Genomic DNA, 25991 nt, shown 5'->3' with positions numbered 1-25991 from the left:
GTGAAAAGATTAATTTAAATCACTTTTCACCGTCTGCTGTAAGCGGTTGAGAAGCTGCTCAATGCTTGCCGCAGAAAAGGGCGCTTGTTGGAAAAAAATAACCTGCCCCTGACCCGTGGTCGCGATTATTGCGGCACTCTTGGGGTGTAGATGCCATTGGTGAGCCACCACGCCACTACTATCCAAAATAAAATGACTGGCCGGGGAGTGCTTTTTGCTAGTAACAATGCTGTGTTCAACGAAAGGCCGGCTGCCCCAAATACTGTCGTCGGTATTTACAATGGTCGTCAGGGTGACCTGTTGATTGACCCACTGCGTGCGAGCAAGTCGTGCGACGACGGGATCCAGCTGTTGTTTGGCCGCCAAACGCCCGGCAACATGAATAATCAATTGTGGTCGTGAGTGGGGCCTCAATGGCTGCCAGGGTTGACGTGTCTCCTCGTCTGCACTGAGAATAATTTCTCCACCCCGTTCCACGGTAACGGCAGGTAATAGGCTTCCGACGCGTGGAAGTTCGGCATTTGCCGTCTGAGCAAGAAAAGACAGCCCGATAATCAAGGCTATCTTACGGCCAACTCTCTTCATTAATGAGTACGCTTTAGCTAGGATCACAGCGTTAAGCATAGCTTACTCTCATAACTGAGGCGAAGTCATGGAATGAGAAACCGCTGACCGTCGGCCGATTAACCGCTTTTCAGGTTGCAGAAACGCCATCGCACAGAGACTGAACAATGCAAAGCTTCCTGTTACCCAAAATATCGCATTGTAGCCATAATACTCCGCCAACGCGCCACTCAGCATGGGCGAAATAATCGCAGAGCTATTGGCAATCGCTAACGTCATCCCACTGTAAGCGCCGACTGAAGATTTCGGTGTCACATCGATCACGACCGAGCAATAGATATTATTAATCAGTGCATTAAAAGCATTCCCCAGGGTCATTAACGCGATAACCGCCGTCGCCGATCCGACTGAAGGGATGGCGGGGAAGCAGCTTGCCGCCCCCGCCAGACTGATTACCGCGAACAGATTGCGTGCAACACGTAAACGTTGGAAGCGTTTTAGGAGATAATCGCTGATCCTGCCACCACACAGTACGGTGGGTGCCGCGCCGCGCCATGGGATCATGGCGACATACCATAACGCGTGTAAATCATAATGGAAGGTATCTTGCAGGGACTTGGGCATCCAAGTGACTGCTCACCGCCCTAAAGGGCGATGCTTCCCACTTCAACGGCTGCAACTGGCGCAGAGCCAGATTTGCGCAAGCCTACGTGGCTTTGACGACAAGTCCTGCCGCCATTAAATCGGTAATGCCCTTCTGTCTGATATTCATCGCCGCATTTGTATCGCGGTCATGGTTATTACGACAGATAGGACATTGCCATTGGCGCACCTTCAACGGCATTTCTGCCATTTTGTGACCGCAACAATGGCATGTTTTCGAGCTTGCAAACCACTGTTCCAGTTTGACTAAGTGAACCCCTGCCGATTCCGCTTTGTATGCGAGTTTTTCGACAAATTTAGACCATGCCGCATCCCCGATATGTCGGGCAAGGCGGCGATTTTTCATCATATTGGCAGACTTCAATGTTTCCACGATTACCGCTTAGTTTTCGTCAATAATTGAGCGTGAAAGTTTATGTTGAAAATCTGCACGGGAGTTAGCAACCCGTTCATGTTGTGCTGCTAGTTTTTTCTTGCTTTCTTGCGGTTACTGCTTCCACGTTTTTTGCGAGACAAGCTTTTACTGTCACGGCGTAGGCGGCGATAGGCTTTGACCAGAAAGCGAGGGTTGGCAGTTGTCTTTCCGTCATCGCGGATAAGATAATCTTTCAGGCCAATATCATAGCCTGTTACTGACGTTAGCTTAATAGACGCTTCAAGACCATCATCGGAAAGAATGAAGGCATAATATTTGCCTGTCGGGGATAGCGTGACAGTTATGCTTGAAACCTTTCCGATGATTTCTCGGTGGATGTTGGCGCGAATAGGCGAGATTTTGGGGAGTTGGATAGCGTAAAAGAGCAACCAAGCAAGCGGCGTGTCAGAGAGTCGGTAGCGATAACTTGATGAGTGACCTGACACCTTAATGGGCGCTATTGAAGCATCGCTAAAAATTACTGCGAGGTGTCTCTCAAACCATGGAAAAATTTATCGCCACGTTATCAACTTATCACTACAAATAGAGCGGAAATCCACTCTTTATCTATGCCAACACTCGTCTTTATGCCATAAATCAATAAAGAGAGGCTGCAACTCCCGTATAGTTTTTTAGCGGTTAATCTTTGCTCGCCTTGTTCAAGGAATTGAAAATGATGACGGATATACTCTCCTTTTTCCTAGCAGTAACCCCCCTTGCCTTATTGATTATTCTTATTTTGATGTTAAGAGTCGCGGTGCATTACGCCGTTCTCATCACCCTCCTGATCACTTGGTGCATTGCCGGTTGGCACTTTGATTTCTCCCTACAAGCCTTAAGTGTCGCCTCGCTCTATGGTGCCGCTAAAGGGCTATGGCCCATTGTGATCGTCATTTTTGCCGCGATTTATGGTTACAACCTTATGCTTGGTAACGGTAGCATGACGGTGATTAAGCAGGCTTTAGCGGCTATCAGTGATGACAAACGGATACAAGTCTTAATTATCGCTTGGGGATTTGGTGGATTCCTAGAGGCGGTCGCTGGCTATGGAACCGCTGTCGCGATCCCCGTCGGTATTCTTATCGCATTAGGCATACCACCGCTTAAAGCCGCTGTCGTTTCTTTAATTGCGAATACTGTTCCGACGGCCTTTGGTGCAGTAGGCATCCCTGTGATTATGCTTGCCGAACAAACGGGCTTAGCCGTACAAACGTTAAGTACGCATGTCATCCTGCAATTAGCCGCGTTTAATATCCTCCTCCCCTTTGTCTTGGTAGCAATCATTGGCGGAGGGATAAAGGCAATCCGTGGCGTATTTTGGATCACACTCTGTTGTGGTGTTGCCTCGTTACTCCCACAATACGTTGTGGCACGTTATTTAGGTGCAGAGCTACCCGCCTTCGCCGGCAGTTTAGGCGGCTTGATCGTTACCATTGTGCTTGCTCGCTACCAAAAAAACGACCGCGCCCCACAAGGTGTCGCACTCCCTACACTTTTTAAGGCAAGTTTGATCTACCTCTTTACCTTTATCTTTATTGTCCTCTGCTCCCCCCTCTTCCCCGCCATTAAGCAGAGTTTAGGGGCTTTTTACAGCCAAATTAATTTCCCATTGAGTTCCACCGATACGCTACTATTAAAAATTGAATGGCTCACCACTCCTGGCGTGCTGATACTATTAGCCTCTCTAATCGGCGGAGCGATTCAAGGTAGCCAGCCGAAAGAGATGCTCAGCCTATTCTTCGCCACACTCTGCCAACTCAAGAAGTCGATTGTCGCTATTTTAGCCATCGTCGCGATGGCCACCGTGATGGATAAAAGCGGAATGATCACCGTGATCGCCACCACATTGGTCGCGACCACGGGGATTGGTTATGTCTTCCTCTCACCCGTGATTGGCGCGCTAGGCACTTTTATCACCGGCAGTGATACCAATGCGAATGTGCTTTTCGGTAAGCTACAGGCTACTGCGGCGCAACAACTCGGGATTGATCCCCACGTGCTCGCCGCCGCAAATACTGCGGGGGCAACAGGCGGTAAGATGATTTCACCGCAGAGTATCGCGATTGCCGTTTCCGCCAGTAAACTAGAGCATCTTAGCGGCCAAATAATGTCTACCACCTTGAAGTATTGTTTACTTTATATTTTCTTATTGGGGTTAGGGATTGGTTTGCTTTATACGCTCTGAGTGTGCTTGGAAATAAATCACTCACATTTATCATCGATATTGATGATATACATTGATAAGCCAGCTTTTGCTGGCTTATCAAATAATAATATCCTTAATATCCCTTTTAATTTCCCTGATAAATGAATACTGCCCCCAGGTCAATCGATAATCTAATTTTATCCTGCTAATAAGGATTGTATCTTCACCTCGTGATCTATATGCTAACGGTTTACATCTCAAGAGTGAAAAAAACTAATGTTTCGTTCACTCTAAGCAAGGTATTCTCTATCAAAATAGCTAAAGCCCTAGATCATTTCTATCAATAAAAAATTCATCTGATTCTTGGGTAAACTATCTCCCAGGCTATTACTGATTATTTTACTGATTAATTTCATAGAGTTAATTTATTTTTTAAATGTCTACTGGCTTACTTTGTCTAGAAAATTTTATTTATTCGCCGCAATATCACAAAAAGTGATGTAACTTTTCTCTATTTGTTGATGCAGCAGCATCCCTTACGGAGTATGATTGACGGGTATTCTCTGAAAGGTGACTTAATGCCAAAAATTATCTCAATATTACCAGACGTTGAAATTGTATTTAGCCTTCCTAGCGGAAAAATAATTGAAAATAAAAGTATTATTTATTTACTCGCTCACTATATTGGCGCAACAGTAAAACTCGATGATATTAATAGGGCTCAACTATTTTCTCTTGAAGGAGAAATGAAGGATTTGGTGCTTATTATTAACCATAGCGATTTTATATTCCTGACTGATCAAGAATTTGAAAAAAAATCTCTTGAGACTAAAACGTTCATGCAACCAGACTAAAGCGAGTCTCCGCACGAAGTTAAGTAGACTCAAGAAATAAGTAACATAATTTCAGAACACCCTATAGGTGATGAGACAAGGCGTCTTCATTTACATCATAAGTGCTTTCTAAACCATTCAGTTTGAACAGCGATCACCCGTTTGAAGTGTTCCCCGGTATAGATATCATAGTGTCGGGCATCACTTTCCTCGTAGAGTCTTTTCTGTTGGCTCCTTACCGCATCAAATAAAGCTCGCCCTTGCGCAGGCGGATTAACCTTGTCTTGGCCTGCAATCACAATCAAGGTCGGACAGGTGACCTGCGCGGCATTCAGTGCAGGTTTGTATAGAAGGGTTTCCCTTACGGTCAGAAACGGTATCTTGATGTCCATTTTGGGGTGCAGGGCTCTGTTTTCTTCGAAAAATAATGTCGATTCGGCATCACTCAGTACGCGGTTAATACCGACGAACATCTCTTTGCCGGTACGCTTTTGCTTGTCGACCATCTTATTCAGAGTTGAAATAAAAGCCTCTTTCTCTGTCGCACTCATTTTTCCTGTAACAATGTCCTCACCGTCCGCAAACGCTAACTGACTAACGATACATTTTATGGCTGGATCGTTAACCGCGGCGCCAAACACGTGACATCCTCCAAAGGAAGTTCCCCATAGGCCAATACGCTGTGCATCGAGCGTAGACTGCTCTTTAGCCCAGTTAACCACAGAATGTATATCATCAATCTGCTGAGTAGGAACCAGACGTCCACGCTCGCCGTCACTGTCTCCGAACCCCCGATAATCAAAGGTAATAGTCGAATAGCCAGTGTGGGTAAAGGCTTCAGCAAAATCAGGGAGTAAAATATCCCTGATTCCACAGAAGCCATGACACAAAATAATCAGCGGATTTTTGGTACCACCGGTGGGAGAGCGAAGCGTTAAAACGATGCCGTTAGAAAGCTTATGTGTAGAAATGTCCATAAAGATAATCGTCCTTTTAGCGTTAACAAGAAGTCTGCCAACCCGACAACGATCGTCGCTCAATCGGCAGAGCTGAATAAGGTAAGTATTAAGGCTTCACTGACACGGAATTAATTCCGCGACCAGGTAGCGTCTGACAGGCTCCTCCTGTCGATGGCGGCGCGACTTGCGGATACTCATCGTCTGGCGTGATATAAACTTGCGATGTTGCCACATATCCATCGTTAAAGGTTGCTTCAATATAGGTGGCTTGCCATCCTTTTTCTGGAGAAAGTAGCGGAATGCTCAGCTGCTCGCTGCCGACCCTATTAACCGGCGTAGAACGGTATCTGATGTCGCAGGCATAGCGAAAATCCCTGGCGACTGGGTTAGTGGCTGTCCACTGTAAAACGGTCAGTGGTTTCTCTGAAAAACTGACTGCCAATGCTTTTTTCCCCTCTTTGCTAACCTGCAAGGCTTCTGTAATAAGCGGAAGTTTTTGCTTATTTTGAAAGCGGTTAACAAAGGTAACCAGTGATTTTTCTGCAACGGAAAGAATACCGTTATGGGTGGAGTTTGGGGCAACTCGCAAGGACTTTACGCCGGGTAACTTGTCATAATAGAAATGACTGTTGTCAGGGACATAAAAATCGTCTCCGCTGGCATTAATAATATATTTCGGAATGTTGAGTCGATTACCCAAATCAGTTTTCAAGTAAGTGAGAGGATCTTCAAGCGTCATCAAGCTTGCAAAGTTATCCGAGCCAATCTGCTGGTCAACGCCCTGTTTATAGTAGGGATAAAAGGCGATTGGCCAGTTTTTTCCATAAGACCGATACATATGTTCGAGCGACTGTTGGGTATCCAACAAGTCCATGACGAAAGGTACTACTGCATCAACATCTGGATCTGACAACGCGGTAAGCCACGCGGCCCAACCCCGTTTAGAGGCGCCGGTTAGGATAAATTTCGTAATAGTAAGGGGAGCAAGCTCTCGCTTTGCCAGCCTAAATGCCTGCGAGACTGACGCTGCCATGGGGATATGGAGGGATGCATTAGAATACTTCTGAGGATCATTGAAAAACAGTTTCCAAGAATAGGCCACGCTGTCATCTTCACCCAGTGCTGTGGGTTCGCCCTGATAAGTCAGTAATTGATTAGGAACATTACTGACTGATATCACAACTGTACGGGTATCGAGCGCAATACGTGAAAGTTCGTCTTCGCTAAAGTTAGTCGGCACGACGGGAGTCCCGGAAGCATTAGCATTGCTACCGTTGTTAACGACCACCAGTGCATTGTTCTTTCTGGCTGAATCAGGAATATAGATATCCACCTCATTCTGCCAACGTTGCGGCGTAACGACGCCTTGCTGCGACCATGTTTGTGAGTTCAAGTTATATCTCTGTAACATCACGCCTGGTAGCGGCTTTTTTTCCAACAAGGAATAATCGAGAGGGTATGCCGCAAGCGCTATACGGTAATCAGATATACTATGCGTCAGTGGGGTATTTTGAGTGGGAACACCGGCAGATAATGCCAAACAGTTAGGCGCGATACCGAACATCGCCAGCGCTAACACTTTTATTTTCATCAAGAAACTCCTTCTTCACGCTAATCTCAATTCATCACTCGCTATTGGCCATCGTGGCCGTCAGCGTTGAGATAGCAGCAGAATTTCTGCCTATCTCAAAGACGAATCACACTGTCTCGTCCTCTCCTCAATAGTAAGCACCCCGCTTATTTTCTGGCATGAACAGATTTTTCGGTACCTAACTAGGCGCCAAAATCGCCGGCCATACATGAGTTGATAGCAAACTCACCGAAACTCAGTCGCTAAACCGTTTCTCGATCCGTTACGGGTACCTGACATATAACGGGTCGCTACCATGTCCTTTTAGCGGGCCTTCACTGTTCTGCCATAAGACGAATACTAGTAGTAAGCAAAAACCTATGATGCGGGATAGCTTTCGTTGCGAAGAGAAGGGAAAGATTATAAAGCGTATCCGTAAGGTATTTCACTGACTTTGCGCCCAGAGTGAGATCCCGCTACAAACTGATTGGGTTTCGAACCACGATGTGAGTTGCCGATAATCGTTCCTGCCGATTCTCTACAGTAGGATCATCGTGGCAGTCGCGTGATGCGGAACGTATAGACTTGTTTAGCTAATGAATTTATCCCAGAACTATGCTGGGATAAATGATGAAATGACTTACATCTTTCCAGCACCTGCTTGCGTCGTTCCCCGCTGGAGCACCTGCGATACAGCGATTAACCTATAGGTATAGGGGATTTTCCATTTAGGAACGCTTAGCCCTGCGCACTTCGTGCCCCCTAGCCAAGCACTATTGCCCGCATAAGACCCTTTATCACTGAAGCTATTTCCATCTTTACCGAAAGCCTTCACGATTTTGCAATTATCAGATAGGCCATTAATCGAAAATTGATTATTTTCAGAAATGATGGAGCCTTTTACACCAACCCCGTAACTGTACTGGTAGCGATAAGCTGGTACGCGTGATCCTGCATCCCCCATGAAAAGATTATTAAAACTATGTACTTGGCCAAACCTCACTCGCGGCGAGCGTTGTTCGATTAGTTCAAACACCGAGTCGTGAATGGTGACATGAAGTTTGCCCGTATCTTGTGCGCCATTGCCGTCGCTATGTCCGATTAACATGGTTTTATCATGGTGGTTAAAGTCACTCCACGAGATAGTCACAAAATCACTACCCCGTTTGATGTCCAACATACCATCGTGCTGAGTCCAAGTTTCACCGTCTTTTTGTTTGTACTGATCGTCGGTAAAGCTACCATCTGTCAAAGTAAGATGATCAACCCAGACATGTTGACTCTCTTCAATCGTTATCCCATCCCATTCTGCGTTCCACCCATCCCCTTGCTCGTAATGCGGGGCGACGTCGACAGGCATCTCAACCGTAAAATTACGCAAAATAACATTCTGAACCTGATTGACGAGTAGGCTGCCATGAATGAATTTTGCCTCTTTACCGATACCGATTAGGGTAGTATTTGCCGGAACCGCCAACTGGCTCCGTTTCTTTTGGTCAGCAAAGTTTTTATAAGGTATACCATTGCTAATATCAATTGTCCCCTTAATCTGGATAATTTTCGGCTGGTCTGCTGCCGCATTAACTACGTCGCGTAATTGTTGTGCTGAGCTGACAGTATATATATTCTTCCATGATGCTAGGCTCCCCCCCGTTGTTCCCCCTGCTTGCCCAGCCCAACCGTCACTTGGAGCGACCTCTTTGCCTTGTTTAACGATAAGTTGTGTAATGGGTAACGTTTCAGCTTGTGCGACTGAGAGACATAATAAGAAAAGACTAGAAGTGCTAATTGCTATGTATTTATTCGGTTTCAATCTATTCTCCAATATTTAATATAAAAACATAGGTACAACATGCCAGTCGCCGTTTTACAAGAAGCGACTGAAGAGGTTTCGTGATATAAAATTTTTGAAAATTAAATTAAGTAATGATCACTGATAGGGAACACTTATTACTTTATATAATAACCATACCATACATAATATTTACCCTTACGCCTTCCCCCTAGGCTTTTAACAATCATCATTTATTTAGAAAAGAATATTTATATTGAGGGTCGAAATAGATCTCTTTTATTTTCCTCTTTTCCATATAGACCACTATATCGAGGGTTGAATAGAGTAAGCGCATAATATCTTGATACTCTAACATCTTGCCAATTTCCGTGGCTTTTATGAGTAAACCAATCCGTTGAAAAGTATCCCGTGCCGAATTGGCATGCGTCGAGGTGAGCCCACCCGGGTGCCCAGTATTCAACATTTGAATATAGTCCCAAGCGGCTTGATCGCGAAGCTCGGTCATAAAAATACGATCGGGAGTCAAACGCATACAGGCCTTTAAACAGTCAGTCGGCGTGATTAATTGAGTATGACTCTCGGTCGAATAGCGCATATAAACCACTTCATGAAGATGTTCGGCGCTCACTTCGTGAACATCCTCAATCAAAATAACTCGTTCTGTAGGATCGACGCACTCAAGTAAGGCGCGCGTCAGTACCGTTTTACCACTTCCCGTTTCCCCCGCCACCACGATCGTTTTCTTATGCTTAACGGCATACTCTAAAAAATCCTGATAGGCCTGCTGGGAGAATAAATCCAACAAGTGGTGGTCGCTGGCTTGTAAACCAAATTCATGATTACCGATTGCTCGGCACTGATTAAAAATCCCCTCTTGGTCAAGTGTCGAAAGGGGTTTATTGAGTGAAATATTTTTTCGGAAAGCAACCGCAGTGGTGCCTTGATGCACTGCAGGCGGTAAGCAAATAATCCCACGCGATCCATCAGGCAGAAGTAAATTATTAATGGCTTGACGCTGTATCCCGTTATAACTGAGCAACGCTTGCGTTAAGCGTTGAATAAAGGTCTCCGATATTGCGGCGTCATGATAAAAGTGTCGTCCATCAAACTTATCGCAAACGACTTCACCAAAGCGATTAATACGAATTTCAAAAACCGTCGGATCAGAAAAATAGCGTTGTAACGGACCTAATTGACGCTCCAGTGCATTCGTAAATGTCGACATTCTGTTTATCGCTCCGCTAAGGCATACACACGGCTGAAATCGAGATCTCGTGCGACATAAACGCCCACCGCCGAGCCCTGATGGGCATATAGGATAGGTGGAATATCGATTGTCGCCGGTAATACTGCCGACACAATTTCATTACTGCCACCGGAGGATGTGCCGTAATTTGCCACATTTCCTCGTTGAGTGGTATTGACTAATGCTGTCATTGCATCATCCAACATCGATATTAAAATAGCGCTTTTAAAGCGCTGCCAAAAGAGAGTGTCTACTTGCCCAGGCACGCCAGCCCCCCCGACTTGATTCGTCGCGGGGCTATTTAAATCAATCGTCACCCCATCATTACTGACGATCCTTTCCCACACGACAAACACGCGCTTCTGACCATCTTTTAACGCTGCATTAACCTGTCCATCAATGATCGCGCCTTTATCGATGAGCTTCACTAAGCCATCCGCCGAGTAAACGTCGCGTGAGACTCGGCAGGCAAGCATGCCATTAACGGTTGTATTAAGCTCATTGGTTAAGCCGCAGGGAATAAAGGTCCCCCTTAAAATTTTTAAACTTCGATTTTTAATGACACCGGCGGTTGCTGCCCCCATTTTCATCGGCGTTAATAGTCGATCTAGCTGGTTACCCAGCGGGGTGGTAGTCGGTACAGAGGTATCTGGAATACCACTGTTGTGTTCTGAATCCTGATTTTGGTCTGATAAGGGACTCGACAAACGACGCTGTACTGCAGCCTCAAGCTCACCATCATTTGAAGGAGGTGGGGCGACAACCACTTCTGGTGCAGGGGCGGGCGGGGAAGGTTCAGCGATTGGCTGCTGATGAAACACCACATTGGGTAAACTTGATACCTGTTGCCGACTGTCCTCTTTTTGACTATCCGTCGCCTGCTGCGCCGAATGGTGTTTCAGGAAGAGTGTTACCAAGAATATCATTGGTAAAATTAGCAGTAACAACATGAAGGCTTTCGCGCCAGGCACCGCGGATTTTTTTTTCCCTTTAAACCCACCGCGTTGACTTTCAAAGGTACGGTTTTCTTCATCGGGTAACTGACTCACTCCTCATCTCCTTTTAAGGTGACACGTTTTACTGCCGGAGAGGCGGTCCCAGAAGCATTCGTTCCGGCTGCCGGTGAATAGAAAATATTCCGGACTCCGACCACTTTCTCTCCCAATCGAATTCGCCACTCTGGCGCGATCCCCTCTGCTTCAATAATATTATGCTGTTCGCCGATGACCCGGGTATTAACCAGCTGCTCGTCACCGGTGGCTGATCGCATATAAATTTGAGGCAGTTCACTCATTGGTGGGAAGATAAAACGCGTGAACTGGTGATTATCGACCACACTTAATGGCTGTATTGGACGCATTTGCGGTTCATCACTCATAATGTAATGGTAATTTTTTAGTCCTGTGAAACGGGTCTGCTGAAGTTTTTTCTCTAAAGCCTGTTGCTGAAGTTGCTGTGGATAAAGATAGGTCAGTTGTAACGTCGCTTGATTACGCGCCCAAGGGCTAGATTTTGCTGCCTTCGCTTGTGTATCGGTATCAATATAATGCAGCACAATATTGTAGTTATGTTTATCCGTGACAATCGTTAAGTTGGTGTCCCCTAAGGCCAGCAACGGTTTAATAAAGAAGTGATTATTAACATGGGTAAAAGCCCAACTTTGGGAGTCACCAAAGACATGAGTGACATAGGTTTCATCGGCTCCCACCACAATATGTGTCGCAACCCCTGCTATCGCATTGATTTTCACTACATCTTGAGGGTTATACAGAACGCTTTTGATCCGATAATCATAAATGGAATGCTGACCATTATCTAAGGCCTTCACCGGAGCCGCCGCGATAAGCATCGCAATAATTAACCCAGAGAGACAACGCATTTACTCTATCTCCGTACTAAGACGATAACTGGTAATACGAAAACCGAGCGGATTGATAAAGCGTTGCTGAGCATTCATGGTTAATGCTTGATACTCGTAGCCCAAAATCACTACCCATGCTTGTCGCTGTACATTATCTGGAGTAGACGTTGAACGAGTCACCGTTTCAAATCGTACCGTGGCCACCCCATGAGGGCGATCTAACATAACTGAGCGGATCTTTACGTCGATCGTTTGCTTTGAGCCGAGGACTTTATCGATACTCTGCGGCCCGGAAAATTTCTTTAAATAATCATCAACCACTTGCGGCGCGGACATTAAGCCAACAGCATCGTAGTCTGCCTGTATAGAGTAATAGTCATAACTTTCGCGGTGCCTAACGTATTGTGTCAGCCAATATTTATCGATCGCTTCACCATAACTGCTTTGATCCCGCGTCATTTTTAATTGTGATACTTCGCCCGTTTGTTTATTAATCGTCAATAGATAGGGGGGTAAGGGCTGGCTGTAGCGGTAAATAGTCAATCCGGTGATCACTATTGCGACAAAAAGTAGCAGCAAACACGCACTGGTAATACGCCAAGCTAAGGTTCTGGATGCCAGCACCTCTTGCATGATATCAATTTCGTAGTGTCGGCGATTTTTTTGATATTCGCCGATTTCCTGTGCGTTCAGCGGTTGTCTAATTTTCTTCACGTAATACCGCCTGATTAATAAGGGTACGCTGAGCACCGAGATCAATGGTATGGCTCCAATCTGGCTCTGGAGGGGGTTTAATGGGCTCAACGCAACTCGTTAGGCAACTTATTACGGCCAGTAGCCAAAAAAGGGAAAAAGTACGCATAGCTATCTCTACAATGTAAATAATATCGGTGTCGAAAAAAAATATCGGGGAGCGCTCATATCTCAACGCCCCCTGCTTCCACGGGCACGACCACTTAACCCACTCGCCGAAGGGGACGCTAGCGGTGAGCCAGCGTGGTTGCCCGCCCCGCCCTCCGTGATAGATGACGTCGCCATCGAATGGCCAGATTGTTGGGCTCCGGTTAACGCAAGCATCAGTTGGGAAACGCCCGGTATTTGCTGCAGACCACTGCTTAAGCTCTGTGCTAATTGGTAAACTTGATAAAAGACGAAAATATTGATGAAGGTAAGGATGAGCGCTGATAGAGCAACGATCAGCACATCTCTGCCAGGAACCAGATTAAGGGTCAACTGGTGAAACAGTGACATGAATAACCCCATCACCATAAGCAGCAACAATGTCAGTAATTCGAAGCGTACCAGTGTTGCTAACCAACTGAAAAATAGCGCTCGGGTCGGCTCCCAAATCAAACAGATTAACGCCAACGGGCCAAAACAGAGGGTAAGACCCAGCATCAATTTGGCCGTAATCAATAAACCTGCACTAATCCCCACGTAAAGGCTACAACTCACAATCATAATGGCCCCAGCCACTTGATTCTGCGCAGCGACATTCGATTTTGTAGTGTTGACCTGACCAAAAGCCTGACTGATGAAATCTAAACAATGACGAGTGTCTTGTTCTAATAACATCACTAAATTGGATGCCGACGTGCGGTCAAAAACAAACACGGCATTCACCAGCGAGTCAGGAAGCGCTAACGCGAGATGGATGAGCGACTGCTGATACCAGCCCGCCGAGGTGGCAAAACTCAGAATAATGACTACACGCAAATACTCTTTAATCAAAAAACTCAGTGGCTCGCCTACCCCTGGGTTATAGAGGGTAAAAAGTCCTAACATCATAAACCGAATGGTAAGTAATAGGCTGAGCACCGGCCCGATATACACCAACACGCCCGAGACGCTAGCATTGACCAGTAGCGCTTGCTTACTTTGAATTAGCTCATAGAGAGTCGAAATTATGGTGAAATCCACGGCCCCTCCCGATCACGATGCTATTCATTACCGATTTTTCCAAAAAGCAGGTAGCCAAGACTGTGGAGCGTCACCATACTGAGCGATAGCCCGTTCAATTCTCTCGGCGTTATCGGGTGTCCCGGAAAGAATACTGAGGATATTCTCCATTCTTTCTCGATTTTCCGGTGAATTAGCGTCTGCTCTTGGACGTAGATCCAACGTGGCGAGTGCCGACTGTAATCCTTGCTTCACTAAAAATTGGCGTGAATTTTCAGGTATGCTGCGTAGCGCACTAAACTCCGCTTCGGTCAATTTCAACCCATGTAAATAGTCGTGCTCGTCAGCATCGGGATTCTCTAAACATAGTTTGGTCACAGTCTGTTGAACGATCGTCTTGCCAATATTGCTATCCAGGGCATCGGTCGGCTCTTGAGTGGCAAAAATATAGACAGCGTCTTTTTTACGATCGGTTTTGATGCCGCGCCTAACCTCTTCTTCCAGAACCTGATCATCTAAGTAAGCATGGAATTCATCAAAACATTGAATCACCCTTCGTGAACCATCGATCGACTGGCGAATGCGGTATAAGAGGTACATCAGCAAGGGGGTTCTCGCTAAACTGACCGCATTATTCTCGCCTTCACTGATGAACTCTTTCAGATCGAAGCCGTACACATCATTAGTATGTAAATCTAATTGATCATTAGGATTGTCGAACAACCAGCCATATTCCCCCTGACGAGTCCACTCTTTAACGAGAGAACAAAGTGAAATGCTCTGTTCCTGAACGTCCTCAACAAAGGTCAATAGCGCACTGATATTGCGTTCTGCATGGGGTATCAACGAATCTTCATCCATCACGGCATCAACCGCAGTATAAATAGCAGTGGCCATCGCCGACGACAGAGCAGACCCTTTCAATGTTTCCACACATACGCGCAGGAGATTTTTAACAAAGCTAATATTGCGCGGAGTCGGTGCTAACTGTAACGGGCAGAAACCAGAAGGCACGCCTGTTTGTAGCGTGGTATAAAGCCCGCCGACACTGCGAATAAATGGCTCCATACCGCGGTCCCGGTCATAGCAAAATAGCCGAGGTGAAAATTTCATCGATTGCGCTAATAAGAAGTTCAATACCGTCGTTTTACCCGCACCAGAGCGTCCTAAAATCAGGGTATGCCCGAGCGGACGTTTACCACGTGAATCTTCCTCTATCGGTGTCGCATGAAAATTAAAATAGAGCGGCGTACCCGAGATCGTTCTTAACAAGGTAACCGCAGGCCCCCACGGATTGTTCTCTGCTTTGCCACGCATGAAATTGTGAAATGGACTTAAATGGAGAAAATTCCAAGAATTAATAGGAACGGGGCGTGGACGGAAGTGTTGATTGCCTGGAAGTTTTGCAAAGTAAGCCGCTTCCGACGCTAAACTAACATTTCCCGCCATAAGCCCACACTGGGTCATTAAAACTTTCGCTTTGCGAGCATTGTGTTGAACTTGCTGCTCATCAGCGTCGAAAACGTGTAGCGTCGCGTGATGATTCCCCATGACAAACTCTTTAGATAACAGCATATCCAGTGCATTGCCCAGTTGTGAAAGCTGGCTCAGGCTGCGATCTTTCGTCTCAAGCATCGATTTTTCTTGATGCTCCAGTAATGTTTTCGCTGTTAATTCCGACATAATGGTGAAGCTTTGTGTCAGAAGATAACTAAAATCTGCCTCTTTTAATAAATTAAGCTGACCAGGTTCTGTCGCCTTATCATAATCACGGATCTCGATAGCAGTAGTATAAAAGTTATGATCGACCGCCCGCAGTTGGATAATATCCCCCCAAAGTGAACTAATCACTCGGTTATCCATGATAAAGCTACCGATTTTTCCTGAGCAAACAGGTACGAGCGACCACTCTAAATTCACGAGAAAATAGAGGAGCTCTAAGGCGCTGGAGTAAGCATGAAGGTGCGGTAGCGGCTCATCATTTGGTAGCGTTTCCGTCGATGCCGGAGGGAAATATTTTTCACCGCGCTTTGTTCGGTAGTAGATCCCTAAAGGTTCAACACCGTAGGCCTGCATTCCTTCAGCAATTTGCCCACAAATCTCCTGCATTCCCGCCAACGCAGCAGCTTGTAAATCCTGTAATTCAGCCGGGCTACTCTTCTCAAAACGTGAGAGAAATTTTTGAGTTTTATCTCCTGGCTGCCGATAAATAACGCTTAAATAAAGGTCATTCACATAGCGGTCTGAAGCGGTATGCAGGTCATGATTATACTGGTCAAGATAGTCAGCAAAAAAATGGTCAAAACGCTGCTGAGGATACTCTTCTACGGGATGGTGATATTCATGGGTCCACAACTCGATATTATCGTTGGCAAAGGATTTTACGAGGTTGTTCAGATCACGATGCCAAGTGATTAATTCCCTATCCGAAGCACACTCGTGAGTACGCCCTTCAATTTTAAAGCAGGCCAGTAAATCACCATTACTTAACGAAATGATATGATCAGTGAGATGCCATGAATAAGGCAGATACCGCTGTTCGGCGGCACGCTCCTTCTTGAAAAGACCGCTGTCAAATATTCGGCTAACAGACACTTAACGCCTTTCCTTACTGGTGTAATCGACTGGGGAGTAGGTTGACCCGCCCCAGTACTTTGAGCTGGGCTCCAACGCGTTAATCCCTTTCGTTTTGAGCCATAAAGATAGGATGTGCAACATACGGTCATCGTAACGTGTCAATGCCGCAGCGAGCGTCCAGAGAACAATTAGGAGAAATATTGCCCACAAGTGGATCACCATAAAGAGTGCGGCGCACAACATAAAAACCATCAGTGCGGCGTTACGGGGAACGCCCATCACGCGAGGCACGCGTGTTGCGCCTTTGAACAATGGCTTAGGCCCTTCGAGCGACATAATTAACTCCGGTTGAGGTCAGCAGAATTACCCTGATACGCCCATTAACGAGACTAAATAACTGGCCGAGCCAATAAAGATCAATCCGATGGCGACGCGCGATGCCCACGCGATAGAAATAAGATGCAACATCCAGGCGAAAGCACAGACCATAATGCAAATGGCACAGGCTACTGGGATCCAGGTATTCAACCAACTCTGGATGGAGGTCATTGCAGCCTCGCCCGTATCAATTCCTACGGCGAATGTCATAGTGGGTAAAACTGCCCCTAGACAGAGCAATGAATAAGTAGATAATTTTTTAACATATTGGATGGTTGACATTTTACTCTCCATATTACAATTTCATTGAGATCAAAGAGAAAGACTCATTTCTCATTAAGGGATGCGAGCAGTGAAAGCATCCTCATTTCCCGCTTGGCTAAAAGCATCTAACTCGCCTTGGGCTGACACGGTAAGGGGCACGGATTTTGACACAACGCTCTGTTCGCTCTGGCGAGTTACGCCAAGTAGTTCAGGAACTTGTTCCGGTTGCCGTGTTGCTAAATTCTGTAATTTCGCCACATAGCCATTCACTAACCCACCCTTAAAATTACCGGTGTTATAACAAGATAAGGCATGAGTCAGCGCAACTTGCCCCGCAGGATAGAGTCGTAATGCTCGGTTGTAACAATGTTTCAGCACCTCCGCGCTTGCCGTGAGGTTAGTACAAGGATCGTAAACATCAGCCACAGACAACCCAAGGCGTTGCATTGTCGTTGAATTAATCTGCCCCAATCCCATATCGATGTTCTCGCCCTGCTTAATCAATTTATTCGCCATTGCTATGGCAGAAAGCGCATCCTTAAAGAGTAAAGATTGCGATTGCACCTTACGATTAATGTTTATGCTAAAAGGCTGAAATCCAGATTCGATATTGATTAAGTAGCGCATCGTCACCGGTGAAATTTCAGGTGCGCAGCGACTCACCAGTTCATCCAGGGTCGTGGCGGTTAAGGGAGGTTGAGCAGACACCGAAGAAAACATAGTTATCGCGAGCACTATTAATCCGCAGGTGCGCCAAGCGTTGTGGCGTAAGCGTCTCGAAGAGAGACTTATTGAACTCATGGATAGCTCAACTTATTCTGTTGTCTTGTTAGCATTAGTTCAGGTTATTGAGTCCGCTTCATCATCATATATAAAGATTAATGGCCTGTACGGCCTCACTCATCATCCGCATTATCACTGTCGCGAATGATGAGCTTGTACTATTACAGTAGGTAATTTAATTGCTGATCGCTGGCACCCGCCCGTGCAGGAACCAAAGTACTGATCTGATTTGCTGTGAATTTTTTATAGGTATAATTAACATTGAACACCTTGTTATTTGGAACATTCACAGCAATAGGCTGACCATCTTGCAAATAAATACTGCCTGAATCGTAGAATCCTCGAGCGCGGTTATCCCAAGTGATTGGATTAGAATAAGGAACAGAGCTAGTATAATAGTTATTTTCGCTGATAAAACTTGCTCTAGCATGCATGGTTATACCATCTTTATAATCACGAATAACGTTGTTATAAATATGGAAAAGTCCGTAGCGGAATAGTCCTGGCGCTCGGACTAAAAGATTTTTATAGTAGTTGAAACAGATAGTCATCTTAGGATAACCCTCATATTTCACATCAGCAGCCCCATCCTGCGGGTAGCCAATAATCACGCCATACTTGTGGTTTTGGAAGAGGCAATAACTCAACGTCACATAATCAGCGTAGGCACCCACATAGAGTAGCTTATCTAAGCTATTATCGTTGGCAGACCACGCATGACCGACGAAAGAGCAGTGATCGATCCAGTAACCTTTACCTTCAGTGAGGTAGAGCTGAATATCATCATTTGCATTGATGTTCTGGTCATGGGCAAACTTTATATTTTGAAAAATAATGTTTGCAGACCCGGCTTGAGTACGCAGATGAATATTGCTTAAAGTATGATAAGAATAAGAGCCGACAATTGTCTTATTACTGCCCAACATCACCTTGGTTAATTGACTCACTTTGATATTATTTGCCAACACGACAACACGTTTAGTATTACCCGCCACTGCATTGACCAATTCATTTAATGACCGTACAAAAACCGTTTCACCGCCCCAACCACCAGTAACATTGGCCTCTTTCGCATAACCAACCATGCCCCCCGTTTGAGAGGTAGGATAGGCTACGGCTGTCGCAGCAAAAAGCGTTGAACTTTTTAGACTAATCGCTGAGGTAGAAGCAGCTAATGCTGAATAGCCAAGAAAACGTCGACGACTTAACATAATAAACCTCTTTTTAAGAGTTACGAGAATTAATAAGCAGTAATGCTGGCGGTGAGATTAATCGTGCCTTGACCCTTAACCACTTCATAACCCGCTTCAATCACATCGATATACATTGAATCATTATACCGTCCTGCGGAAGCTCGATTCGCTTGTAACCAGTTAAAAAAAGGTTTGATATCAATATGTAAACTTCCCTTCGCCGGTAATGTGCGGTTATCACCGATGCCGTTATGTGGGACAAAAGAGTAAGTAAAATATCCCCCTGCCGAATCGCCTTCCCACAGGTCGAAATATTTGCCACCTATATTAATATTACTCGAGGTAATCACTCCGATTGGGTAGGAGTTATTATCTCCCCAGATCATAACTTCAAGTTGCGGTGTTGATTTCTGATTATCTTTGCGTAGGAAAATATCATAGGCGAAATCTCCCTGCATTCCGCTACCAGATTGCGAATATCTGAAATACGTCGGTATCGCTTTAATTGTCGATATTTTTTTCGGGAAGAGGTAATCGTTAGAGGCTGGGTTGAACCCATAATGGTATCCGCGACATATCGCAGGGTAGCCCCATAACTGTTGATAGGTGGTGTTCACATACGCCGTCATGGAGGCACTATTTCCCGTTCCAAATGAAGCGGTTAGTGCATTCTGTTTATCATTAAAATTATTATTCCATGCATAATGATTACCGAAGACCTTATAATCACCGGCCTGTGTAATCGCAGGAAAACACCCGATTGCAATGAAGAATAGTGATTGATAAATACGTTTTTCAAACATCATAGGTTCCTGAAAGTCGGATAGAGAATGTGTCGCTCAACATAACATCGCAGACAGACACTAGGGCCAATATTGAGCAGCTTATCTGCCTAAAGATTTTTCAGATAATCTCAGCGTTCGTAACAAACGACTGACGTGGCAACAAGCTCCAGTGGAGTGCCTCATTCTTTAATTTCGAGTTTGGTACTATTTTTTGACTAGGCTGGTAACTTAACACTCTGTAAATTTTTTTTAAGTATTTTTATCTATTTTAGTCAACTAATGTAAATAACTGTGATCAGTGTAACACTAATGGTACCGATTTCAATAAAAAATTCTTATTTTAATCATGCCACTCTGTTCTGTTTTCTTTTTATACAAAAATATTTTAGGCGTCATCACCCTCAGGGTTTAAGCCATAATCTGGGCATGTTTTATCATTCGGTGAGGAAAAATCGTCTTCTAACAAAAACCTTTCGGATGATACCTATCAATATTATTTATTATAAAATTAAGCTAGTTCATGTCGATTCCCTACTGATTTGCGAAAGTTTCTCATCGATTATTCAGTTATTATTATGACGGAATCGTATTCCTCACTGCCTCAGCTTTTCCCCATCGTGTTACGGTCGTGTTTTTTACCTAAAATAGACCGTTAAGCCCACAATGAGGCCCATAGCGTCTAAATCGGTCTTACCACCAGAATAGTGCGTTGACGAAAGTAAGTTTGGCCTCGTTTAGAGCTCAACCACTTGCCTGCTAGATCAGCCAGCTAATCGCAACATTATTGTTTTTTTGTTGGTGAGGGTTTTCACTTCGGCGTGGCGTAAATCATTAATGAGATAAGATGCTCACTCTCACCCATGCACCGATAACCTTATGGCCAACTCGTGACGCTTGCCCGAACGCGATGATTATCGACGCTGTGTGGAGATTTTCTCATCATGATCGGCACCCTATAGCCCCGCCCTAAAGGACGGAGTTATAAGGTGTACCTGTTAAGTTACGTTCCCGACATTCAACGTAATTAAAATTTATTCCCTATCGAAATGTGAGTGTATGCGTGCTGTTTCCCATCGCAAATATTGAAAAAAAGTATACAAGCAGGGTGAGGAGCGAGATGTTCAGGCGCGTTAACGCTCATCATTTCGAAATGCGCCTGTTGTAATAGATCACTTAATGCCATGTTTAGCTTTTCCTTTAGATCGTTTAACGTTCGCGCAGGGCTTCTCTTGCTCGGTTGAAAGGTTTGATTAAATAATCCATCACCGTTCTCTCACCGGTTTTAATATCGACGGAGGCGATCATTCCAGGGCTAATCGCAAAATGTTTACCGCGTTTATTGACTAGCGAATCATGGTCAGTACGAATATAAACACGGTAATAATAAATTTCCGGTTTTTGCTCGTCTTGAATCGTATCCGGTGAAATCGTTTCAACCACACCGGGTAGACCGCCATAGATGGCGTAATCATAAGCCGTGATTTTTACCATCGCTTTTTGTCCAGGATGGATAAAGGCGATATCCCGTGGTGAGATGCGGGCTTCAATCAATAAGCGATCATCGACCGGTACAATCTCCATTAATTCGCCATTCGGCGCGATTACCCCACCGATCGTGGTGACTTTGATATTTTTTACAATTCCTTGCACGGGTGAGCGAATCGTTAAACGGCTCACGCTGTCACTGCGCCCTCGGACCACCTCCGCTAATGACGCAACGTCAGCATTCGCTTTGGAGAGCTGCTCACGCGCGTCAACATAATAATGTGTTTTCAAATAGGTAATTTTTAGCGCGATATCCGATTGCTGTTGTTGAAGCCTCAGCACTTCCACACTACTGGCTGCACCGGTTTTCGCTAAGCGCTGAGTGATAGTGAGTTCGCGATTAATCAGTGACATAGAGTCTTGTAGCTGTCTCATCGATTGTGTTAGCTGATCACGACGGCTCTGATAGAGGTGGGTCTCCGCGGCTAACAGATCAGGGTAAGCCTGCAAACTAGCAGGGAAAACCAATGGACGATTATTGACTTCCGCATCCAATCGAATGCTCGCGGCTAATGACGCACGGTATTTGGCTTGACTCTCTCCAACGTTAGATTCGCTACGCGTCGGATCTAAACGTGCAACCACTTGCCCTAACTTCACGCGCTGACCTTCTTGAACCGGTAACTCGGTTAGTACACCGCCATCTAGGGACTGTAGCACTTGCTCACGAGAGCTCGGGATCACCTTCCCTGTCCCGTTCGACACTTCATCGACCTGACCAAACCAAGCCCAGATTCCGAAAAAAATTACTAAGATAGCGAGAATCGCAATCAGATAAGCCGACTTTACAATATGCGCTTCGTCCATCTCGCCGCCACTCAATATTTCGGTGGGATCGTAGGGTAGATAGCCTTTATTGGAGGTTGATAATTGGCTCATTGCGAAGCTCCTTGAGGGCTAGCCTCTTTGCCTTTCGTTTTGAATAACTCTTCACGTGAGGTGTCCATGGCGATACGTCCCTCTTTTAAAACAATCACCCGTTCCGTGAGCGATAGGATGGCGGCACGATGCGTCGCAATAATTAAGGTGCGATGACCAATCCATTGTTCTAGCCGCTCAATAAACTGTTTTTCGGACGGTTCATCGAACGATGCGGTTGGCTCGTCGAGTAATACGATATTGGGATCACGTAATAGGGTGCGCGATAACAATAACGATTGACGCTGCCCACCAGAAAGCCCCGTTCCTCCTTCCATAATCGGATGCTCTAAACCTAAGGGGAGTTGTCGAACAAAATCGATGGCACCAGTAAGTGTTAAGACTTCAAAGATTTCTTCGTCATCACTGGTGGGTCGCCCAAGTAATAGATTGTCGCGAATGGTGCCATGGAATAGACGGGCTTCTTGCGTCAGTAAACCGATATTCCTGCGCATGTCTGCCATATCGATATGCTCTAAACTTAAATCGTCGAGTCGCACTTGACCGGAGACCTTCTCCAAGTTACCACTCAACGCTTGTAACAGCGTCGATTTTCCAGCCCCCATCCGACCCAATAACGCAATTTTTTCACCCGCGGCAATCGAGAGTTTATTCACTTGCAGAGGGATCGATTCATGATCTTGACCATAGCTAAAGGTGGCTTGCTGAAGCTCATAGTTACCATGGAGTAGCGCCCGGTGAACCTTCATCTCATCTGGATGATCTTCGACAGGCAGTGCCATGAGTTGGTCGAGGCTATGTTTCGCCACCTTCACTTGCTGCCAACGAGCAAGCACCCCACAGAGGGCTGTCATCGGCGCGATCATTCGTGTCGAGAGCATCGAGGCTGCGACCATGGCACCGGTGGTAATATCTCCGCTAATCACCAGCGGCGCACCCACCACAACGACGGCCGCGTAGACCAAACTTTGGATCGTTGTCCCCCAGGCAACCAAACCATGGGTTAATTGACGCGTTTTTACGCCAGACTCCGCGGTAATGCTGATATAGCTGTTCCATTGCTGAAGGAATCGGCTCTCGGCCTGCATCAACTTAATATCTTGGATCCCTTGCAAACTCTCCACCAGAATAGCGTTACGCAAGGTCACTTCTTGTAGATTCTGCTGCGCTAAGCGCGCCAGTTTTTTCTGATAGAGCAGCCCCGGCACCAACATAATAATTACCGCGATGGGTGCAATCCAACTTAACCACGGTGAAACAATCACTAACACTAGTTGGAAAAGTAAGAAGAAGGGTAAGTCCACCAAGACTGAAACGGTACGCGAGGTGACCATCTCGCGAATTTGCTCGATCTCACGAACTTGGGCGATGAAGCTCCCCGTCGAACGAGGAATGGCGGAATTTTTTAATCGTAGCGCATGACCAAATACCCGATCGGAGACCCGAATATCGGCACGCTTGGCCAACAAATCGGTAATATGTCCTCGCGCCAACTTCAAGATAAACATGAAGATGACAGAGATCATCACACCGCCAAACAGGACATAAAGCGTAGGATAGGATTGCGCGGGAATGACCCGATCATAGACTTGCATCGAGAATAAAATACCCGAAAGCGCCAGTAAGTTGATCACGAACGACGCGACCATTACATGCAAGTAAGGTTTTAAATCCTTGATGATCAGCTTTTTCAACCAATCAGGTGTATAGGTCGAAAAGTATTGAACGGTACGGCTGTCTTTAACCGGCGCGATAGGACGAAAAGCAACGACCGACTCGGTTTGCGCTAGCAGCTCGGTTACGCTTATCTGACTGACCAAGCCGTCCTCTTCCATAAAACGTACGCCGACACAATCTTGTCCATCGAAGCTTTCGAGATGACCACAACCGAACCATTTTGTAAGGTCGCGACCAGCGGTAGACGCAGCCCAGAGATTAACTTTTCCGATTGGTCCAACAGGGTAAATTTCAATCCAGCGAGTCGGGAAAGGTGCTGTAGCTTGGTTTGAAGACTTTGTTCAGATAACCACGGCACGGCGGCATCCAGCGCACCGGGTGAAAAGGATTGTCGATAGTGTCTGGCGATTAACGTGATGGCATCGACCCATTCGTCGCGTTGAGATTGAGGCTTTTTTTTAATCATGGGCGAATATCCACTCCCTGAATTCGACGGTTATCGAGACGGAATACAGAACGCATCATGCCAGTGCTGAATAGGCAATCGAGTTGTAAACTGTTGAGTTGTGCCAGTGTTTGGGCCTGGCTAAATTTAGCTTGGAAAATTTCTTGATCGACGTTTAACAGGTCGAGTAATGGACGTGTGCCTAATTGCAAGTATTGGTCCTGATAAAGCCCCAAAGTTTTCTCGCCAAGCGCTTGTTGCCGCTGTTGAATCACCAAGGTTTGCCCTAAGTTAGTGGCTTCATCTTGTGAGGTGGCCAATTTTTGATAAGCCTCTAACTGTGCCGCTTTGATCGCCGCATTGGCTGCCGATAAAGCTTGCTCTGCCGCATCACGAGAGGCACTCAACCCCCCGCCTTGGTAAAGCGGCATTTGCATACGAATGGAGGCGGTGTATTGGGTCTTATCCAACTCGCTGCTGCCCGAGTAATGGTTATTTACATAATGCGTCACTTCGGGTTCCAAGGAGATCGTCGGCATCATTTGGGCGTTGGCGTTATCGACATTGGCTTGTGCTTGATTCGCACCCGCCCACGCCGCCAATACCGAGGGGATTAACTTATAATCGGGATGCTGTACCGCGCAGCCCCGTGTTAGCGTTTCAGGCACGTCTTGCGTCACGCGGTTTACCCCTTCCACGCCAATATAGGTCGCAAGGGTCGCCTGCCAGCGCTGTAAGGAGGCTTGGTATTGCATCAAGGTTGCTTGGGCCCCCTCAATACGGGTATCGGTTTGTACGACATCTGATAACGGGCTGGCTCCCTCGGTATTACGTTGTCGGATCAAGTCACCAATCTGTTTTAAAGAGTCAAGCTGTTGGGTGGCCATGGTGACCAGCTGCTGATAACCTTGGACTTGAACGACGGCAGAGGCAGTATCGTGGGCAACTTGGTCGATAGTTAACATCACTTCGGCTTGTTGCTGAGCCACCGCGGCATTGGCAGCGCGAACAGAACTGGAGACCTTACCGAAGTCGTATAACATCTGAGAAAGAGAGATATCGATTGAGGGGGAATATCCTTTATTGGTGTAAGTGTTGCTGTAGCCATTATTCACCCCAGCATTCACTTGCGGATAATACTTCGCTTTAGCGACATCCACATTCGCCGATTGCTCAAATAACTTACCGACTGCTTGTGTAATGGTAGGATGCCAATTAACCGCCATCGCAACCGCTGCTGACATATCCAGTGGCTGGCCGTTATGTACCGAACCATTCGGCGTGACGCTGTATAAATCTGGCAGCTTCTCCTCACCGATCATCTGTTGTGCACTGATTATCGCTTCATCCGCCAATGCTGGAACGCTAATGATAATGTTGATCCCCAACACTCCCCGAACCACTAAATTACTTAAGGTGATCAAGCAAAATTTCTTCATAAAATCAATCTCTTGCGCCGATAGTAAATCTTTTAACTTTTTACAGACGTAAAAAAACGGGAGTTGCCTCCCGCT

Annotated in this window: 20 protein-coding genes and 3 pseudogenes; 2 read left to right on the top strand and 21 right to left on the bottom strand. The window is 46.0% G+C overall.

Annotated elements, in window-relative coordinates:
- Window positions 1-9: 9 nt before the first annotated feature.
- From BMX14_RS03635 to BMX14_RS03625, 3 genes and pseudogenes are all read right to left on the bottom strand, one after another.
- Window positions 10-624, bottom strand: coding sequence for a YtfJ family protein (locus BMX14_RS03635; protein ID WP_092672939.1), 615 nt, complete (start codon window positions 622-624; stop codon window positions 10-12).
- Between the two features lie 9 nt (window positions 625-633).
- Window positions 634-1197, bottom strand: a pseudogene (locus BMX14_RS03630) (MFS transporter); the annotation flags it as partial.
- Window positions 1198-1208: 11 nt separating this feature from the next.
- Window positions 1209-2019, bottom strand: a pseudogene (locus BMX14_RS03625) (RNA-guided endonuclease TnpB family protein); the annotation flags it as partial.
- 299 nt (window positions 2020-2318) lie between these two features.
- Between BMX14_RS03625 and BMX14_RS03620 the strand changes: the two are divergent.
- Window positions 2319-3827 carry an L-lactate permease gene (locus BMX14_RS03620; protein WP_092673435.1) on the top strand — a complete coding sequence of 503 codons (1509 nt, stop codon included), beginning with the start codon at window positions 2319-2321 and terminating at the stop codon, window positions 3825-3827.
- A 539-nt stretch (window positions 3828-4366) separates the two neighbouring features.
- Window positions 4367-4642 (top strand): hypothetical protein, encoded by a 276-nt coding sequence (locus BMX14_RS03615; RefSeq protein WP_143056378.1) that lies wholly within the window; start codon window positions 4367-4369, stop codon window positions 4640-4642.
- A 95-nt stretch (window positions 4643-4737) separates the two neighbouring features.
- Here BMX14_RS03615 and uilS read toward each other — a convergent pair whose 3' ends face one another.
- The 18 genes and pseudogenes from uilS to BMX14_RS03530 form a co-directional block, all read right to left on the bottom strand.
- Window positions 4738-5598, bottom strand: a complete 861-nt coding sequence (uilS, locus tag BMX14_RS03610; protein ID WP_092672930.1) for a UilS family quorum-quenching N-acyl-homoserine lactonase — start codon at window positions 5596-5598, stop codon at window positions 4738-4740.
- 88 nt (window positions 5599-5686) lie between these two features.
- Complete coding sequence (locus BMX14_RS03605; protein ID WP_092672927.1) at window positions 5687-7171, bottom strand: PhoPQ-activated pathogenicity-related family protein; 1485 nt, start codon at window positions 7169-7171, stop codon at window positions 5687-5689.
- 619 nt (window positions 7172-7790) lie between these two features.
- On the bottom strand, window positions 7791-8963 hold the full coding sequence (locus BMX14_RS03600; RefSeq protein WP_177173073.1) for a pectate lyase family protein: 1173 nt from the start codon (window positions 8961-8963) through the stop codon (window positions 7791-7793).
- 208 nt (window positions 8964-9171) lie between these two features.
- Entirely contained in the window at window positions 9172-10170 is a 999-nt protein-coding gene (virB11, locus tag BMX14_RS03595) for a P-type DNA transfer ATPase VirB11 (protein ID WP_092672921.1), read from the bottom strand.
- Window positions 10171-10175: 5 nt separating this feature from the next.
- Window positions 10176-11240, bottom strand: coding sequence for a type IV secretion system protein VirB10 (virB10, locus tag BMX14_RS03590; RefSeq protein ID WP_092672918.1), 1065 nt, complete (start codon window positions 11238-11240; stop codon window positions 10176-10178).
- Window positions 11237-12070 carry a TrbG/VirB9 family P-type conjugative transfer protein gene (locus BMX14_RS03585; protein WP_092672915.1) on the bottom strand — a complete coding sequence of 278 codons (834 nt, stop codon included), beginning with the start codon at window positions 12068-12070 and terminating at the stop codon, window positions 11237-11239. The genes virB10 and BMX14_RS03585 overlap by 4 nt, the downstream gene beginning before the upstream one ends.
- On the bottom strand, window positions 12071-12766 hold the full coding sequence (locus BMX14_RS03580; protein WP_092672913.1) for a virB8 family protein: 696 nt from the start codon (window positions 12764-12766) through the stop codon (window positions 12071-12073).
- The gene (locus BMX14_RS16530; RefSeq protein ID WP_177173072.1) at window positions 12753-12914 is read right to left on the bottom strand and encodes a hypothetical protein; all 162 of its coding nucleotides are present in this window, start codon (window positions 12912-12914) and stop codon (window positions 12753-12755) included. Before BMX14_RS16530 ends, BMX14_RS03580 begins: the two co-directional genes overlap by 14 nt.
- Before the next feature lie 62 nt (window positions 12915-12976).
- A complete protein-coding gene (locus tag BMX14_RS03575; protein WP_092672910.1) occupies window positions 12977-13972 on the bottom strand; it encodes a type IV secretion system protein in 996 nt (331 codons plus the stop codon).
- Between the two features lie 27 nt (window positions 13973-13999).
- Entirely contained in the window at window positions 14000-16546 is a 2547-nt protein-coding gene (locus tag BMX14_RS03570) for a VirB4 family type IV secretion/conjugal transfer ATPase (RefSeq protein WP_092672907.1), read from the bottom strand.
- Window positions 16547-16864, bottom strand: a complete 318-nt coding sequence (locus BMX14_RS03565) for a type IV secretion system protein VirB3 (protein ID WP_092672904.1) — start codon at window positions 16862-16864, stop codon at window positions 16547-16549.
- A gap of 27 nt (window positions 16865-16891) precedes the next feature.
- On the bottom strand, window positions 16892-17188 hold the full coding sequence (locus BMX14_RS03560; protein WP_092672901.1) for a TrbC/VirB2 family protein: 297 nt from the start codon (window positions 17186-17188) through the stop codon (window positions 16892-16894).
- Window positions 17189-17242: 54 nt separating this feature from the next.
- Complete coding sequence (locus BMX14_RS03555) at window positions 17243-17971, bottom strand: lytic transglycosylase domain-containing protein (RefSeq protein WP_092672898.1); 729 nt, start codon at window positions 17969-17971, stop codon at window positions 17243-17245.
- 143 nt (window positions 17972-18114) lie between these two features.
- On the bottom strand, window positions 18115-19164 hold the full coding sequence (locus BMX14_RS03550; RefSeq protein ID WP_092672896.1) for a pectate lyase family protein: 1050 nt from the start codon (window positions 19162-19164) through the stop codon (window positions 18115-18117).
- A gap of 29 nt (window positions 19165-19193) precedes the next feature.
- The gene (locus tag BMX14_RS03545; RefSeq protein WP_177173071.1) at window positions 19194-19949 is read right to left on the bottom strand and encodes a GH12 family glycosyl hydrolase domain-containing protein; all 756 of its coding nucleotides are present in this window, start codon (window positions 19947-19949) and stop codon (window positions 19194-19196) included.
- 1188 nt (window positions 19950-21137) lie between these two features.
- Window positions 21138-22283, bottom strand: coding sequence for an HlyD family type I secretion periplasmic adaptor subunit (locus BMX14_RS03540; protein WP_230527272.1), 1146 nt, complete (start codon window positions 22281-22283; stop codon window positions 21138-21140).
- Between the two features lie 68 nt (window positions 22284-22351).
- A pseudogene (locus BMX14_RS03535) lies at window positions 22352-24498 on the bottom strand (type I secretion system permease/ATPase).
- The gene (locus BMX14_RS03530; RefSeq protein ID WP_371316100.1) at window positions 24495-25799 is read right to left on the bottom strand and encodes a TolC family outer membrane protein; all 1305 of its coding nucleotides are present in this window, start codon (window positions 25797-25799) and stop codon (window positions 24495-24497) included. The pseudogene BMX14_RS03535 and the gene BMX14_RS03530 overlap by 4 nt, the downstream one beginning before the upstream one ends.
- Between the last annotated feature and the right edge of the window lie 192 nt (window positions 25800-25991).

This window comes from Rosenbergiella nectarea, from assembly GCF_900111105.1.
GTDB lineage: Bacteria > Pseudomonadota > Gammaproteobacteria > Enterobacterales > Enterobacteriaceae > Rosenbergiella > Rosenbergiella nectarea.
This window is presented reverse-complemented; position numbering and strand designations above follow the sequence as displayed.

Bases quoted from the DNA above. Each gene is read 5' to 3' on its own strand.
- BMX14_RS03540 (WP_230527272.1), bottom strand. From the start codon at position 22,283: ATGGACGAAGCGCATATTGTAAAGTCGGCTTATCTGATTGCGATTCTC.
- BMX14_RS03550 (WP_092672896.1), bottom strand. From the start codon at position 19,164: ATGTTAAGTCGTCGACGTTTTCTTGGCTATTCAGCATTAGCTGCTTCT.
- BMX14_RS03605 (WP_092672927.1), bottom strand. From the start codon at position 7,171: ATGAAAATAAAAGTGTTAGCGCTGGCGATGTTCGGTATCGCGCCTAAC.
- BMX14_RS03565 (WP_092672904.1), bottom strand. From the start codon at position 16,864: ATGTCGCTCGAAGGGCCTAAGCCATTGTTCAAAGGCGCAACACGCGTG.
- BMX14_RS03555 (WP_092672898.1), bottom strand. From the start codon at position 17,971: ATGAGTTCAATAAGTCTCTCTTCGAGACGCTTACGCCACAACGCTTGG.
- virB11 (WP_092672921.1), bottom strand. From the start codon at position 10,170: ATGTCGACATTTACGAATGCACTGGAGCGTCAATTAGGTCCGTTACAA.
- BMX14_RS16530 (WP_177173072.1), bottom strand. From the start codon at position 12,914: ATGCGTACTTTTTCCCTTTTTTGGCTACTGGCCGTAATAAGTTGCCTA.
- uilS (WP_092672930.1), bottom strand. From the start codon at position 5,598: ATGGACATTTCTACACATAAGCTTTCTAACGGCATCGTTTTAACGCTT.
- BMX14_RS03585 (WP_092672915.1), bottom strand. From the start codon at position 12,070: ATGCGTTGTCTCTCTGGGTTAATTATTGCGATGCTTATCGCGGCGGCT.
- BMX14_RS03620 (WP_092673435.1), top strand. From the start codon at position 2,319: ATGACGGATATACTCTCCTTTTTCCTAGCAGTAACCCCCCTTGCCTTA.
- BMX14_RS03545 (WP_177173071.1), bottom strand. From the start codon at position 19,949: ATGTTTGAAAAACGTATTTATCAATCACTATTCTTCATTGCAATCGGG.
- BMX14_RS03615 (WP_143056378.1), top strand. From the start codon at position 4,367: ATGCCAAAAATTATCTCAATATTACCAGACGTTGAAATTGTATTTAGC.
- BMX14_RS03530 (WP_371316100.1), bottom strand. From the start codon at position 25,799: ATGATCGGTGAGGAGAAGCTGCCAGATTTATACAGCGTCACGCCGAAT.
- BMX14_RS03560 (WP_092672901.1), bottom strand. From the start codon at position 17,188: ATGTCAACCATCCAATATGTTAAAAAATTATCTACTTATTCATTGCTC.
- BMX14_RS03635 (WP_092672939.1), bottom strand. From the start codon at position 624: ATGCTTAACGCTGTGATCCTAGCTAAAGCGTACTCATTAATGAAGAGA.